The following is a 14,674-nucleotide window of genomic DNA, read 5'->3' as shown; positions in this document are numbered from 1 at the left end:
GGTCGCCACATGGAAGAGTATCGACCCCGCCGTTGACTTCCCGTTGACATGTTGGGGGCAATGGAAAAGGATTTTGCGGTGGATGAGGGGGGCATCACACATGGGCTGGGCGCACATCAATCTGCTCGGCCGCTACCAGTTTCAGCCGACGCCATCCTGGGATCTGCGCTAGCGCCGGCCGCTGCGCGGAGCGACCGCAGCCGACCATGAGGACGAGGATACGCGGTAGCAGGTATGCAGGACGCGAAAGACGCTGATTCTGCGTCCATGATTCTACGACGAAGTAACACCGGCCGACGAGACGGAACAGAACCGAGATAGGGCGTATTCGCTACAAAAGGCGTCCCAATGCGCTAAAAGCTTCTTTAACGCTTTTAACCCTACCGGAACATTTCCCGAAAAAAGTACGATCACCCCATCTATGGCCACATTCATGAGGGCTATGGCCGGATGACCGACGGGGGAACGACGTTCCTCAATGCCAGCAGCTGCACGCGCCACGACGAGCCGATCAACCCGCCGCTCGTGATCGATCTGTGAGAAGACGCGATGCGCGCGCTGTTTCTTCAAGATGATACGCATTTGCCGCCACTGGGCACCTGGCGATGCACGAATGGAACGGCCTGCTGGCTCGCGGAGCCGGCGATCACCCAGGCACTGGCCCGCGTCCTGGCCCTGGATCTGACGCCGCTGCTCCAGGTCGCGGACGACGATCTGGGCGATATCGATGCGGCCCTGGAGTATGTGTTCACGCAGCGCGCAGATCTGGCGGCGATCCCGGCGGCAATCCTGGAATCGGCCCAGGCAGCAATCGCCGCGTGCCACGCCGTGCGGGAGCGCGCATGGACGACACCCGTCGTGATGCTGCACGCGCTCCAGGCGCTCTACGATGCGCTTGGGCCAGCTGACACACCGACTGACCCTGCGCTCGTTGCGGCCGTCGCAGCCGCCAGCAGCGCGATGCCCTTTGACGACTCATATCTCACCGAGGGGTTTCTCCACATTGAACTGGAGGATCTCATCGTCATGGCCCGCTTCGCGATCCTGCGCGGCGCTTCCCGCGTGCGCTTGTGGGCGGCATGAAAGCGGTGCTGCTCGCGATCTACCACGGCACGCCGCAGCTGGCCGGCCTCTACGTCGGCCGCGAGCCCGCGATCAACCCCGAACGGGCCGTGGGCCGGGCCGAGGCGCTCGTAACGATCCATCAGTGGGTGGATGCGGCAGATATTATGCCAGCCGGCGCGATCCCCTGGATGCCGACGATTCTCCGTGAGGAAATCTATCATCGCACCACGCTGATGATCGAGCTTGATGACGGTATCCCTCCGGAGGGCCTGCGCCGTCGCGCCTCCTGGTACCCTTCGCCTGATGTCTGACGTCGGGCAAAACTCGGGTTGGCCCCGCTCCCGCTCTGGGTGGCGCCGGATAGCCGCCGGCTCCAGCAGATCCAGCGCGCAATCGGGCGTGAATTTGCATATCGCTGGCTCGCGGTGACCGGGCAGGGCCTCGACTCCAACGAGTGGCGAGCCTATGAGGCCGGACGCATGCTGGAGAAGGGAACACTCGATCATTGCCTGACACTCCTCTCCCGCTGACCCGATCCAAACCCTCGCACGCCCTGGCGCGATCTGTATCGCGCCAGGGCGTGCTGATTCTGTGCCCGGTCACGGAAGCGAATTCTGGCAACTGTCGGGCAGCCGGGGGCATTGCTTGCTGTCATCGCCAGGGATGCCCAGGCAGTTTTAAGGATGCCCAAGGCATCAGCAGGCACATGCTCCGGGCATCCCCAAAGCCGCCTGGGCATCCCTGGCACAAACTCTTTACACATTGGCCGCGCCCACACCGCGTTTACACCGCGCAGTGGCCGGAGGCAGACATCCTCTATAGCACCGCACCCCTTGCGCCTCTCGTCGCGACACTGCTTTTCGTTGTCAAACTGTGTGATGTGCCTATCGGGGGGCTGAGTTCGCCCCCGATTCCCCCCGCGTGATTGGTGTTGGCATGCGCGCTCCAGGTGTCGATCATATGCGCAGCTGGAACGACCTCGAAAAAGGGGGCACTCCCTATCATATGCGAAGTCGGCATGGCCTGGCACTGCGGTGTGGGTGAGGGCTAACTTCGCATATAAAAGGGGTCTGCGAACTCGCTTCCCGTGCCTTCCCCCGTACGTATCCGTCGCCAAAAAATGCAAAACGCGCCGGCCCGTGTGGGCGGCGCGTGTGATCTGCGGCCGAAGTGATGGTAGTTAGGCGACGACCTCGGTTTACTCGGTACGCTTGCGCCGCCGCTGCTTCAGGGCGGTGGTCTCCTGCGGCGCGGCGTCCTCGACGGCAGGTGGTGATTCGTACGCGCCCAGCGCATCCCCGATCGCGTCAGCGGTCTCTGGCTCAAACGTCGGCTCCGGCTCACCCTGATGCTCGACCATGTCCTTCAGGGCGCTGAACATCCCGATCGGGAGCAGCACCCCGGTCGGATATCCCTTCTGCGTCACGATGACCGGCTGGCCAGTTGTGTTGGCGCGCTTGATCAGCGCCGCCAACGATGATGCCGCCTTGGAGATGGGAACGACGCCTCGTTGGAGATCGACATTCAGGTTCAGGTTTGCTCGGGTCGGCATTTGAGCCATCCTTTCTTGTTGTGGACGTTCGTGTGCGACGTGGTTTAGCTACAGCGCCACATGCGATTCACATGCGCTTTGTATCGCTTCGCTGTGTACGCACAGCATAGCATATGTGGGCGACAGACAACAGCACACTCTTGGATGCAGGTATACATTGAGGAACTGCTTATATGTCTGTGTTGTCGTTTCTAAAGATCCGTTCACTGGTAATCGGTGGCGTGGACGTGCTATACTTGTCGCCAGCAACACAAAACCCACCCGACGCCGGCAAGCTGTGAGTGGGTTCTGTCACACGATATTCGTTTGTGCTGTGCTTGGCTATTGTAGCACCCCCATGCGCCCCCCGCAAGGTGCTCCTGGCCCGGCCCAGTGCAGCGCCCGCGCAATGCCGCGCCGGCGCCACTGCCGCCAGGGGCCGCCAATGATCTCCCGTCCGCTCACGCCGCTGCGCCATGCCGCCCGCCCCCTGCCGCCATATCTTCTCTTCGAGGCGTTCCTGCGCCCCGCGCCGCTGCATTGTCTGAAGGATTCACTGTGACTTCTACCCCTACCGCCAATGCCGGCCTGGTCTGGGCGATCGCCGAGCTGCTGCGCGGCGACTATAAGCAGTCCGACTACGGCAAGGTGATCTTGCCCTTCACCCTGCTGCGCCGCCTCGACGGGGTGCTCGCGCAGACCAAGGGCGCGGTGCTGGCCGAGCACGCGAAGCGCAAGGACAGCGGCCTCGACGTGAGTCTCTTCCTCGCCCGCGCGGCGGGCTACAGCTTCTATAACGCCTCGAAGTTCGACTTCCCCACGCTCCTGGGCGACGCCAACGGCATCAAGGCGAACCTGCTCGACTATGTGGCCGGCTTCAGTCCCAACGTGCGCGATATCTTCGAGCGCTATGAGTTTGAGAAGCAGCTCGCCAAGCTCGACGGGGCCAACCTGCTCTACCAGGTGGTCGGCCGCTTCGCCGCGATCGACCTCAGCCTGGCAGCGGTCTCCAACGAGAGCATGGGCATGATGTTCGAGGAGCTGATCCGCCGCTTCGCCGAGCTCTCGAACGAGACCGCTGGAGAGCACTTCACGCCGCGCGAGGTGATCCGGCTGATGGTCGATCTGCTGTTCACTCCCGACGATATAAATCTGAGCAAGCCCGGCGTGGTGCGCAGCATCTACGACCCGGCGGCCGGCACCGGCGGCATGCTCGCGGTGGCCGAAGAGCACCTGCACGCAATGAACCCCGATGCCCGGCTGAGCATCTTCGGCCAGGAGCTGAACGAGGAGAGCTACGCGATCTGCAAGGCCGATATGCTGATCAAGGGCTATGAGGTAGACCGGATCATCTGCGGGAATACGCTCTCGCACGATGGCCACGCCGGCCAGCGATTCGACTATATGCTCTCCAACCCGCCCTTCGGCGTCGAGTGGAAGAAGGTCGAGGACGCGGTGCGCAAAGAGCATAAGCAGAAGGGCCACGACGGCCGCTTCGGCCCCGGTCTGCCGCGGGTCTCCGATGGCAGCCTGCTCTTCCTGATGCACCTGCTGAGCAAGATGCGCCCGGCGAAGGAGGGTGGCAGCCGGGTGGCGATCGTGCTGAACGGCTCGCCGCTCTTCACCGGCGGCGCGGGCAGCGGCGAGAGCGAGATCCGGCGCTGGGTGATCGAGAACGACTGGCTGGAGGCGATTGTCGCCCTGCCCACCGACATGTTCTACAACACCGGCATCGCCACCTATATCTGGGTGCTGAGCAACCACAAGGCCCCCGAGCGCAGGGGCAAGATCCAGCTGATCAACGCGGCGAGCTTCTTTGTGAAGATGCGCAAGAGCCTGGGCAGCAAGCGCAAGGAGCTGGGCGAGGCCGACATCGAGCGGATCGTGAAGCTCTACGGGGTCTTCGAGGCGGGCGAGCACAGCAGAATCTTCGACAACGACGACTTCGGCTACCGCACGATCACGGTCGAGCGCCCGCTATATGACGCCAAGGGCAAGCCTGAACGCGACCGCAAGGGCCAGCCGAAGGCCGACAGCAGCCTGCGCGACACCGAGAACGTGCCGCTGAAGGATGACGTGGACGCCTACGTGGCCCGCGAGGTGCTGCCGCACGTGCCCGACGCCTGGGTGGACGGGGAGAAGACCAAGGTGGGCTACGAAATCCCCTTCACCCGCCACTTCTACGCCTACACCCCGCCGCGCCCGCTGGAGGCCATCGACGCCGACCTCCAGCGCCTCGGCGCGGAGATCACCGAGCTGCTGGGCGCGATCGTCAAGGAGCCGATGACGAGAAACAAGTAGAATAGCAGTAGCCCCCAGCAGGCACTACATAAGGACTATCGCTATGTTGACACGTCTCGAAGTAGATGGATTTAAAAACCTGATAGGTGTCACCGTCGATTTTGGCCCGCTGACATGTATTGCCGGCCCTAATAGTGTCGGCAAGTCGAATCTCTTTGATGCCATTCGCTTTCTTGCGTTACTGGCAGACCATACGCTTGTAGAGGCTGCCCTGCGTGTCCGTGACGGCGATATTGAGACCGGAGATCTGCGCGATCTCTTTTATCGTGATACGCAAAGTGTGGCCCGTAATCATGAAGAACTGCACTTTTCTATAGCTGCTGAGATGATCGTCGACCCGCTGGTGCGCGACGACTTTGGGCGCTCCACTGAGGCTTCTTCCACGTTTCTGCGCTATGAAGTGCAGATAGGCTATGAGCCGCCGGATCAGCACGGCGCCCTCGGTCGCCTCGTGCTGCTGGCCGAACACCTCAATTACATTACCGAGGGCGAGGCGGCGAGTAGGCTCAGATTTCCACACAGTGCGCAGCTCTTTCGCTCAGCGGTGGTAAAGAATAAGCGCAGAAAGCACTCGGGGTATATTTCAACAAAGCAGGCGTCTGACGGCCAGACCGAGATTCTCGTCCACCAGGACGGAGGATCGCGTGGCCCTGGCCAAGTTGCGCCTGCCAGCAGCGCGCCGCGAACGATTGTCGGCACATCAAACACCTCTACCACCCCAACGATCCTCGCGGCGCGCCGTGAGATGCAGAGCTGGCTCTTCCTGGCTCTAGAGCCATCGGCCATGCGCCGCTCAGATCGCTTCCAAACACCGGCGGCGATCACGGGGGCCGGCGGCCACATTCCGGCAACCCTTTACCGTCTGGCAACCCGGGCCCAGAAGGCAGGGGATGACGCCGCCAATATCTATGCCGATATTGCGAATCGGCTGGCCCGGCTCGTCCCGATCAGTTCAATTGAGGTTGAGGTTGATGACGTGCGCCAGATGTTGACGGTTGTGGCCCAGGAGCGTAGCGGCGTACGCCTGCCGGCGGCTGCGCTGTCGGACGGCACACTGCGCTTTCTGACTCTGGCGGTGCTCGCAGCTGACCCGGAGGCGCATGGGCTGATCTGCATTGAGGAGCCGGAAAATGGCATCCACCCGGCGCGCATGGGCGAGATGACCGCGCTGCTCCAGGCACTCGCGGTCGATCCACGTGAGGCATCAGGCGCAGAGAACCCGCTGCGCCAGGTCATCCTCGCGACACATTCACCCGCCTTCGTCCAGCTGCAGCACCCCGATAATCTTCTTTTCGCTCAGGAGGTAAAGATACGTGGCGAGGACGGTGCGGCAGTGCGAACGCTGCGCTTTCGCCCGCTTAATGGCACATGGCGCGCACGCCAGGATCGGGCGGCGATTAGCCTAAGCACGATTATCGACTACCTCGCGGCACCGGAGAACGCCCAGTTAAAGCTTCCAGACTTTGAGCTCGATGCGCTTGTCGAAGGGTTAGGCTAGATGCGCGTGCAGTTTCTCTTGATCGGTGAGGGCACCACCGAGCATGGGCTCGTGGAGCACTTGGCAAACCTCTGCATCCAGGTCGGCGCCACTGAGGCGAGCGGATCGGTGCCGCCTTTCGCGCGTCTAGAGGTGCCGGTCGGTCACAACATGGTGCTGCGGCTACGCGCGGCGCATCGTCTGAATCCGTTGGCCAACCTCTATTTTGTTCACCGCGATGCCGACAATGATGATCCTGAGCCACGCCACAGCGAGATTATGCGGGCGGTGGCCGCGAGCGCGATCAATCTGGCGCATGTTGCAGTGGTGCCGATCCACGAGACCGAGGCGTGGCTGCTGACGGACGAGGCGGCGATCCGCCGGGTGGCGGGCCGACCCAATGGGCGCGAGCCACTGAATCTGCCCCCGCTCAACCGGATCGAGCAGACCAGCCGCCCGAAGGAGCGCCTGGAGGCCGCGCTGCTGACCGCCGCCCAGCCGCTAGCCGGCAAGCGCCTCAGGAGCTTCAGGCAGAGTATGGGCCAGCGTCGCCAGCAGCTGATTGAGGAACTGCCGCTCGGTGGCTCCCTGGAGCAGCTAGCGGCCTGGCGTCGCCTGCGCGATGATACCGCCGCCGCCATCGCCGCGCTGCGCGCCGCCCAGGAGGTGCAGGCATGAGCTACCCGCGCTACCCGGAATACCGTGACACAGGCATTGAGTGGCTGAGAGACATCCCTGCCCATTGGAATGCAAAACGGCTGCGACGTGTCTGCCAGATCAACCCTCTTCGGTCGGAAACACAGTCGATCCCCGGCGATACCCTTGTCTCCTTCGTGCCAATGGAAGCTATTGGCGAGGATGGGAGTCTTCAAGCGTCCGAGCTACGCGCACTCGCCGATGTTGGAGGGGGGTACACCTATTTTCGAGATCATGATGTACTGGTAGCAAAAATCACCCCCTGTTTTGAGAATGGTAAAGGGGCGCTTTGCCGAAACCTCCACAATGGGATCGGATTAGGCACCACTGAGCTGCATGTCCTACGCGCTGGGCCGGAGATAGATGCCGCTTTCATGTTTCATCTAACGCGCTCATCAGGTTTCCATGAGCAAGGCGAAGCTGCAATGTATGGAGCAGGTGGGCAAAAACGGGTACCTGCGGATTTTATTGAGAATTTTGCAATTGCCTTGCCTCCCCTCGCCGAGCAGCGCGCCATCGCCGCCTTCCTCGACGCGGAGACGGCTCGGATCGACGCGCTGGTGGCGAAGCAGGAGGCGCTGATCGCGACGCTCCAGGAGAAGCGCCGCGCGCTGATCAGCCACGTCGTGACGAAGGGCCTCGACCCCGCCGCGCCGATGCGGGACAGCGGCGTGCCGTGGCTTGGGGAGGTGCCGGCGCATTGGGAGGTATTAAAGACACGAAGAATTACTATTGAACATAAGCAAGGATATTATACTGAGCAATCATATATAGACGAGGGCGTGAAACTTATAAGAATTACAGATATTGACGACTTTGCCAATATTAACTTTAGCAACATGCCTTTTGTTCAGGTGACACCGGATAATGAAGGTGCCTTCGGTGTTGGTCAGGGCGATTTCTTATTTGCACGCAGCGGAACTATCGGGCGATTCGGCATAGTCCAATATCCTGAACGATCAGTATTTGCTTCATACTTAATACGTTTCAGGTTTAATGCGTATACTGAGTTCCTAAGGTACTCATTTAAGTCGCAGAATTTTCAAGAAGGACTTCTGAGATCACTTCACGGAGGTGCCAATCATAATGTACATGCAGAAGACATAAAGGAACAGTACATTACACTACCTCCGATTTCCGAACAGACGGTGATTGCAGACTATCTAGATCGAGAAACCACCCACATCGACACCCTGATCGCCAAGGCGCAGGAGATGATCGCCGTGCTGCGCGAGCACCGCACGGCGCTGGTGGCGGCGGCGGTCACGGGGCAGATCGACGTGCGGGGGTATCGCGACAACGGCGCCTGGGCGCGCTGAGAGGCTCTGCGCGAGATATTGGCCGCAGCGCTGATAGGGAATAACCAGGAGTGGATCGAGGTGCAGTCAAAGGCGAAATAGCATTACTAACCTGAGAGGTCAGACCATGCCTATCTGGAAGAACAGTCTTCAGACATTTCGGCTTGCCGCACAATTTCGCAACAACATGCTGTTCCTCATATGTGCGCTGCTTTTAACCACGCCAGCATGGCCAACCCAGGTGCGAGCGACAGGCAATTGGACAGCGATCAAGACGCCAGCGACAAATATCAAAACGGTTATTGTTGACCCACACAACTCATCGACCCTTATAGTAGGAGCGGATGACGGTGTGTACCGCTCGATCGATAGTGGCGCAACGTGGTCGCATCTAAACACCGGCCAGAGTGGATCGACCCAACTCATATCAGCGCCGACACAACCCCTCACCCTCTACAATACCAACATCGTATGGGGGCAACCGTTCGTGGTTCGCAGCATTGATGGCGGTACGACCTGGAGTCGCGCTGACGGAGCAGTGCTTCCCGAAGGAGGGCATACCGATATCGAGGCCGCAAACTCACAGACAGCCTATGTACTAAGCGCTGGCCTCATTTACCGTACTCAAGATGGCGGCGCAAGCTGGTCTCAGGTAGGAGCGAATGCAGCAGCCAATGATATTGCCGTTCATCCAACCCTACCAACTCGTATCATTGTTGGTGGATGGTATGGCATTATTCAGAGCAGCACTGATGGTGGTACGACATGGGGGCCGTCAATAGCGCTACCTGGCGCCCCGAAGATTTCGCAACTCGCGTTTCACCCGACAAATCCAGACATTATCTTTGCCGCCACGGAGCTGGGAGCCTACCGGAGCGCCGATGGTGGCGGGACCTGGTCGTCCTCCTCCCAGGGCATCACGGGCGAGGTGGTATCGGTTCATTTTGACCCGAGTACCCCCTCAACACTCTATGCTGTCGATCGATCATCTACTGTTTATCGCAGCACAGATGGAGGCGCCACCTGGAGCGCCTACGGCGGCTTTGTGGCAAATTCCATAACGTCACTAGCAATCGACCCATCGACTTCCGGCCTTATTTATGTAGCAACGTATGGCACTTTGCAACGCTATAGCGAGGGCCAGGGCTCACCGCTGACTATCAGCGAACAACCCCTCAACCAGCGCATCCGCCCCGGTACCACGGTGATGCTCGACGTGATAGTTGGATTGGGCACCGCGCCGTTCAGCTACCAGTGGTACGAGGGTATCAGCGGCGACACGAGCAAACCAGTCGCTGGCGCGACGGCGCGCACATTCACCACGCCGTCCCTGAGCGTCGATACCGCCTATTGGGTACGGGTCAGCAACAGTGTCGGCGGCGTAAATAGCGACACAGCCCATATCAACCTCAAGGGCACCTACGACCCTACCCTCGACGGCTTCAACTACGCAAAGACCTTCTACAACTTTGGCTACACCCCTGGCGACACCATCCCCGGCGCGAGCTGGGATATCTTTAAGCGCACCTTCCCGGCCAACAGCATGGAGCTGCCGAACGGACAGCCTCGCCTGGGTGCGCAGACCTACTTCCGCAGCCAGACCTATCGCGGGGTCGGCGGCGGCGACTGCTTCGGGATGGCGGCGGTGAGCACGTTGCGCTACCTCGACTTGAACGATACGACAGAGCAACAGATCCTCAATCCTTACTACCGGCGCTTCACCCAGATTGGCGATCTGCCCCCGGTAATAAGCGGCGCTGTACACGTTGGCCAGAGCAATGTGAAGGACTATATCTTCCTCTACCAGGGCCGCCAGCAGAGCGTGCAGATCCAAGCGTGGCTTTCACGGCATAGCCGCGACACCCCGGCCCAGACCTTCAGCGCCATCCAGCAGATCACCCAGGCTGGCAATGTGGCGATCCTGGTCTTCTCTGTGCCTGGGGCGGGTCACGCGGTTGTCGCCTATGGCACCCAGCAGGTTGGGAATACCGGCACGATATCGATCTACGACCCGAACTGGCCAGGTGTCACGACCCGTCAACTTAGCGTGGATCTCGGCCTGAATACCTGGCAATATGAGCTGTGGGCAGGCACGACCTGGTCAGGGAACGCCCATCTCTCCTACGTGCCGGTGAATATGCTCTACCCAGCCTTCGTCGGTCTGCCACAGGCCACAACAGCACCGCTGGCTGCGAACGACAGCGGAATCACGCTAGGAATTGATGGGAACGCTGACCTGCTGATCACCGATAGCCAGGGCCACCAGATCGGCCCGAATGCGCTCGACGCGACCCAGGAGATCTCCGGCGCGCTGCGGCTGGTCAACTTCAGCTTCAACCCAGACCAGCCCAACGCCACCTCGCCGGAGGCCTACTATCTGCCCGCCGGCCAGACCTACACCGTGACCGTGCAGCCCGCCGCCGGCCTCCAGACGACCCTCGCCGCCGCGACGGAGCCCTATACGCTGACCGCCTTCGGCGACGGGTCAGCCATGACCCTGGGCGGCGCATCGCTGAGTGGTGGCCAGAACGACAGCCTGGTCATCCAGGGCACGCCGCGCGCCACCACTTTCACGCCCGCGACCGACGGGAGCTACTGCCAGACGCTGACCGACGAGGTCTCGGCGGAGAACAGCCGCCAGTATGGGGCCTGCGTCACCAATGGTGATGGTGTGGCTTCCACTTTCGCGATCGGAACGGATGGTGCCTTTACGGTGACGAATGCTGGAACAAAGGCGCTCGACGCCACCGTGACCACCACGCAGGTCGGGAGTCTGCCCGGCGATGGTACGACCGCGACGACGCTTGCGCCGGGCGGGCAGGTCGCCGCGCCGCCGCCGCTCGCTCACGTCTACCTACCGCTTATCAGGCGCTAAATGAATGACCGCAATGTTATGACTGGAGGATCGCCAGAATGGCCGCGATCACCTCAGCGCCCTTGGCGTCGCTGATGTGGCCGGCGCGGTAGAGGATGAGGGCGCTGTCGGCGGTAAAGAGACGGTTTGGGCGGATGTGGCTGGCCTGGCGCAGCCCGCCCTCGGCGAAGTCGGCGTCAAGTAGCGGGATGGCGTAGCGGTCGCGGGCGGCCTGGCTGGTGATCTGGCAAAGGATCACATCATCGCCGCTAAGGTCGGCCAGCACGAGGGCCGGGCGGCGCTTGCTGGCGCTGAGGTCGGAGAAGGGGAAGGGCACGACGACAACATCGCCTTTTACAAATGCGCCCACGCGGCATCCTCCTCGGGGCGATCCCAATCGCGGCGCAGCACCGGCTCGCTGGCGAGGGCCGAATCGCGGGCATCCGGCTCGGCCTGTGCCAGTAGCGCAGCGGCGTCACGCTCGATCAAGTAAGAGATGAAGTCGTAGACCACGGCGAGCTTCTCGGGCGGCAGCTGCCGCAGGCGCTCATCGATCTCACGCAGGGTTACAGCCGTCATCGACGGGCCTCCTTTCAGACGATGGACAGAATCATACCACATCGCGCAGCACATACAGTTGTATCGCGTCCCCCCTCTCCCGCCGCAGCGGGAGAGGGGGCCAGGGGGTGAGGGCCTGATGACCAAACATCGCGAGCGCACCTTCGAGGATGAGGTTGTGGCCCACCTGACGGCCAACGGCTGGCTGGAGGGCCGCAGCGACGGCTACGACCGTGAGCTGGCGCTCTACCCCGAGGACGTGCTGGGCTGGCTGGAAGAGACCCAGCCGACCGAGCTGGCCAAGCTGGGCCGCCTGCACAACGGCGACACCGGCAAGGTCGTGCTCAAACGGCTGGCCGAGGTGCTCGACAAGGACGGTGCCCTGGCCGTGCTGCGGCGCGGCTTCAAGCACGTCAGCGCTCGCTTCGAGATGTGCCAGTTCCAGCCGGCCCAAGGCCTTAACCCGACCACATTGGCCCGCCACGCCAAGGTTCGCTGTCGGGTGGTGCGCCAGCTGCGCTATAGCCTCAACGCGGCCAAGGACTCGCTTGACCTGGCCTTCTTCGTCAACGGCGTGCCGGTGGCCGCCGCCGAGCTGAAGACCGACTTCACCCAGAGCGTGCGCGACGCCATCACCCAGTACCGCCAGGACCGACCGCCGCGCGACCCGGCCACCAACCGCGACGAGCCGCTGCTCCAGTTCAAGCGCCGCGCCCTCGTCCACTTCGCAGTCAGCACCGACGAGATCTGGATGACCACCCGGCTGGAGGGCAAGGCCACGCGCTTCCTGCCCTTCAACCTGGGCAATGATGGCGGCGCGGGCAACCCGACCAACGAGGCCGGCTACCGCACCAGCTACCTCTGGGAGCGCGTGCTAGAGCGGGCCAGCCTGCTCGACATCCTGGCCAACTTCGCCCACCTGGAGCAGACGCCCGCCGAGGACGCGCAGGGGCGCACGGTGGTCAAGGAGGCATTGATCTTCCCGCGCTACCACCAGTGGGACGCGGTGCGCGCGCTGGTGGGCGCGGCGCGGGCCGAGGGGCCGGGCCAGAGCTACCTCATCCAGCACTCGGCCGGCTCGGGCAAGTCCAACTCGATCGCCTGGCTGGCCCACCGCCTCTCCAGCCTACACGACGCGCAAGACGCCAAAATCTTCGACTCCGTGATCGTCGTCACCGATCGCACCGTGCTCGACGCCCAGCTCCAGGAGACGATCTACCAGTTCGAGCATAAGACCGGCGTGGTAGCCAAAATCGAGAGCAAGGCCGGCGTGAAGTCCGAGCAACTCGCCAAGGCCCTGCTCGATCGCACCCCGATCATCATCGTGACCTTGCAGACCTTTCCCTTCGCCCTGGAGGCCATCCGCACGCAGGGCAGCCTGCGCACACGCCGCTTCGCGGTGATCGCCGACGAGGCCCACTCCTCGCAGACCGGCTCGGCGGCCAGCGCGTTGAGCAAGGTGCTCTCAGCCGAGCAGATCCAGGAAGGCGAGGAGGTTAGCGCCGAGGATGTGCTGCTGGCCGAGATGGAAGACCGGGCGAGCCACCCGAACATCAGCTTCTTCGCCTTCACCGCGACGCCCAAGGCCAAGACCCTGCTGCGTTTCGGGCGGCGGCCCGACTCCGGTCGCCCGCCGGCCGACGACAACATGCCCGTCGCCTTCCACATCTACAGCATGCAGCAGGCGATCGAGGAGGGCTACATCCTCGACGTGCTCGTGAACTATACGCCCTACCGGCTGGCCTTCCGGCTGGCCCACAACGGCCAGGAGTACGACCAGAGCGAGGTCGATCAGGCGGCGGCGATGAAGGGCCTGATGCGCTGGGTGCGCCTGCACCCCTACAACATCAGCCAGAAGGTCCAGATCATCGTCGAGCACTTCCGCGAGAACGTGCAGCGGCTGCTGGATGGCCACGCCAAAGCGATGGTCGTCACCGGCTCGCGCAAGGAGGCGGTGCGCTACAAACTGGCCATTGACGCCTACATCCGCCAGCAGGGCTACGCCGGCCTGGCGGCGCTGGTGGCCTTCTCCGGCGAGGTGAGCGACCTGGAGAGCGGGCCAAGCCCCTTCAGCGAGCACAGTATGAACCCCGGCCTGAAAGGGCGCGACATCCGCGATGCCTTCAAGGGCGACGACTACCAGGTGCTGATCGTCGCCAACAAATACCAGACTGGATTCGACCAGCCGCTGCTCTGCGCGATGTACGTGGACAAGCGGCTGGACGGCATCACCGCCGTGCAGACCCTCTCGCGGCTGAACCGGGTCGCGCCGGGCAAAGACGCCACCTACGTGCTGGACTTCGTCAACGACCCCAACGACATCCTGGCCGCCTTCAAGCCCTACTACAAGCGCGCCGAGCTGGCCGGCGTCACCGACCCCAACCTCATCCACACGCTCCAGGCCAAGCTCGACGACACACGGCTCTACACGGAGTCCGAGATCGAGACCTTCGTGAAGGTCTACCTCGACCCCAAGGGCAAGCAGGCCGCGTTGCAGGCCGGGTTGGCCCCGGCGGTCGAGCGCTTCCGGGTGCGCTGGCGCGAGGCCCGCGACGCCAAGGATAAGAAGGGTCTGGACGAGCTGGAGATCGTGCGTAAAGACCTGGCGAGCTTCGTGCGGCTGTACGACTTCCTCTCGCAGATCATCAACTACGGCGACACCGACCTGGAGAAGCGGGCGATGTTCTACCGGCTGCTCGTCCCGCTGCTGGCGACCGACCGGCTGAGCGAGGAGATCGACCTCTCGGGTGTGAAGCTGACCCACTACCGGCTGAAGGACCAGGAGACGCGCCGGATGAACCTGAAAGAGGGTGGCGAAGACTTCGCTCTGACCCCGCCGGGCGAGGTCGGCTCGGGCGAGAGCCGCGACCCGCAGCGGGCGCTGCTGGCCGCGA

The 14,674-nt window shown here is 62.5% G+C and carries 11 protein-coding genes; 8 read left to right on the top strand and 3 right to left on the bottom strand.

The genetic code is table 11. The features are described 5' to 3' along the window. Positions 1–549 precede the first annotated feature (549 nt). Both K2Z83_RS20210 and K2Z83_RS20205 read left to right on the top strand, forming a co-directional pair. Positions 550–1,083 carry a hypothetical protein gene (locus K2Z83_RS20210; protein WP_220596997.1) on the top strand — a complete coding sequence of 178 codons (534 nt, stop codon included), beginning with the start codon at positions 550–552 and terminating at the stop codon, positions 1,081–1,083. Further along, entirely contained in the window at positions 1,080–1,376 is a 297-nt protein-coding gene (locus K2Z83_RS20205) for a hypothetical protein (protein WP_220596996.1), read from the top strand. The genes K2Z83_RS20210 and K2Z83_RS20205 overlap by 4 nt, the downstream gene beginning before the upstream one ends. An 887-nt stretch (positions 1,377–2,263) precedes the next feature. Here the strand turns inward: K2Z83_RS20205 and K2Z83_RS20200 are convergent. Then, on the bottom strand, positions 2,264–2,617 hold the full coding sequence (locus K2Z83_RS20200) for a type II toxin-antitoxin system Phd/YefM family antitoxin (protein WP_220596995.1): 354 nt from the start codon (positions 2,615–2,617) through the stop codon (positions 2,264–2,266). A gap of 537 nt (positions 2,618–3,154) precedes the next feature. Between K2Z83_RS20200 and K2Z83_RS20195 the strand changes: the two genes are divergently transcribed. From K2Z83_RS20195 to K2Z83_RS20175, 5 genes are all read left to right on the top strand, one after another. Continuing rightward, positions 3,155–4,897, top strand: a complete 1,743-nt coding sequence (locus K2Z83_RS20195; protein WP_220596994.1) for a class I SAM-dependent DNA methyltransferase — start codon at positions 3,155–3,157, stop codon at positions 4,895–4,897. Positions 4,898–4,940: 43 nt separating this feature from the next. After that, positions 4,941–6,395 (top strand): AAA family ATPase, encoded by a 1,455-nt coding sequence (locus K2Z83_RS20190; RefSeq protein ID WP_220596993.1) that lies wholly within the window; start codon positions 4,941–4,943, stop codon positions 6,393–6,395. After that, entirely contained in the window at positions 6,396–7,052 is a 657-nt protein-coding gene (locus K2Z83_RS20185; RefSeq protein WP_220596992.1) for a DUF4276 family protein, read from the top strand. Further along, positions 7,049–8,389: a restriction endonuclease subunit S gene (locus K2Z83_RS20180; RefSeq protein WP_220596991.1), complete on the top strand. Its 1,341-nt coding sequence runs from the start codon at positions 7,049–7,051 to the stop codon at positions 8,387–8,389. Before K2Z83_RS20185 ends, K2Z83_RS20180 begins: the two co-directional genes overlap by 4 nt. 106 nt (positions 8,390–8,495) lie before the next feature. Continuing rightward, the gene (locus tag K2Z83_RS20175; protein ID WP_220596990.1) at positions 8,496–11,243 is read left to right on the top strand and encodes a YCF48-related protein; all 2,748 of its coding nucleotides are present in this window, start codon (positions 8,496–8,498) and stop codon (positions 11,241–11,243) included. A 16-nt stretch (positions 11,244–11,259) separates the two neighbouring features. Here the strand turns inward: K2Z83_RS20175 and K2Z83_RS20170 are convergent, their stop codons facing one another. Together K2Z83_RS20170 and K2Z83_RS20165 are read right to left on the bottom strand one after the other, a co-directional pair. Beyond that, complete coding sequence (locus tag K2Z83_RS20170) at positions 11,260–11,592, bottom strand: type II toxin-antitoxin system PemK/MazF family toxin (RefSeq protein WP_220596989.1); 333 nt, start codon at positions 11,590–11,592, stop codon at positions 11,260–11,262. Beyond that, complete coding sequence (locus K2Z83_RS20165; protein ID WP_220596988.1) at positions 11,577–11,801, bottom strand: hypothetical protein; 225 nt, start codon at positions 11,799–11,801, stop codon at positions 11,577–11,579. The genes K2Z83_RS20170 and K2Z83_RS20165 overlap by 16 nt, the downstream gene beginning before the upstream one ends. Positions 11,802–11,919: 118 nt before the next feature. On the opposite strand from K2Z83_RS20165, the gene K2Z83_RS20160 reads away from it, so the two are divergent. Further along, positions 11,920–14,674: type I restriction endonuclease subunit R (locus tag K2Z83_RS20160; protein ID WP_220596987.1), on the top strand; the 2,755-nt coding region annotated here is incomplete at its 3' end.

Source organism: Oscillochloris sp. ZM17-4 (genome assembly GCF_019599295.1).
Classification (GTDB): domain Bacteria; phylum Chloroflexota; class Chloroflexia; order Chloroflexales; family Chloroflexaceae; genus Oscillochloris.
This window is presented reverse-complemented; position numbering and strand designations above follow the sequence as displayed.

Excerpts from the sequence above, each read along its gene's own strand:
- K2Z83_RS20210 (WP_220596997.1), top strand. The coding sequence starts at position 550 with ATGCGCGCGCTGTTTCTTCAAGATGATACGCATTTGCCGCCACTGGGC.
- K2Z83_RS20200 (WP_220596995.1), bottom strand. The coding sequence starts at position 2,617 with ATGCCGACCCGAGCAAACCTGAACCTGAATGTCGATCTCCAACGAGGC.
- K2Z83_RS20175 (WP_220596990.1), top strand. The coding sequence starts at position 8,496 with ATGCCTATCTGGAAGAACAGTCTTCAGACATTTCGGCTTGCCGCACAA.
- K2Z83_RS20180 (WP_220596991.1), top strand. The coding sequence starts at position 7,049 with ATGAGCTACCCGCGCTACCCGGAATACCGTGACACAGGCATTGAGTGG.
- K2Z83_RS20185 (WP_220596992.1), top strand. The coding sequence starts at position 6,396 with ATGCGCGTGCAGTTTCTCTTGATCGGTGAGGGCACCACCGAGCATGGG.
- K2Z83_RS20190 (WP_220596993.1), top strand. The coding sequence starts at position 4,941 with ATGTTGACACGTCTCGAAGTAGATGGATTTAAAAACCTGATAGGTGTC.
- K2Z83_RS20165 (WP_220596988.1), bottom strand. The coding sequence starts at position 11,801 with ATGACGGCTGTAACCCTGCGTGAGATCGATGAGCGCCTGCGGCAGCTG.
- K2Z83_RS20205 (WP_220596996.1), top strand. The coding sequence starts at position 1,080 with ATGAAAGCGGTGCTGCTCGCGATCTACCACGGCACGCCGCAGCTGGCC.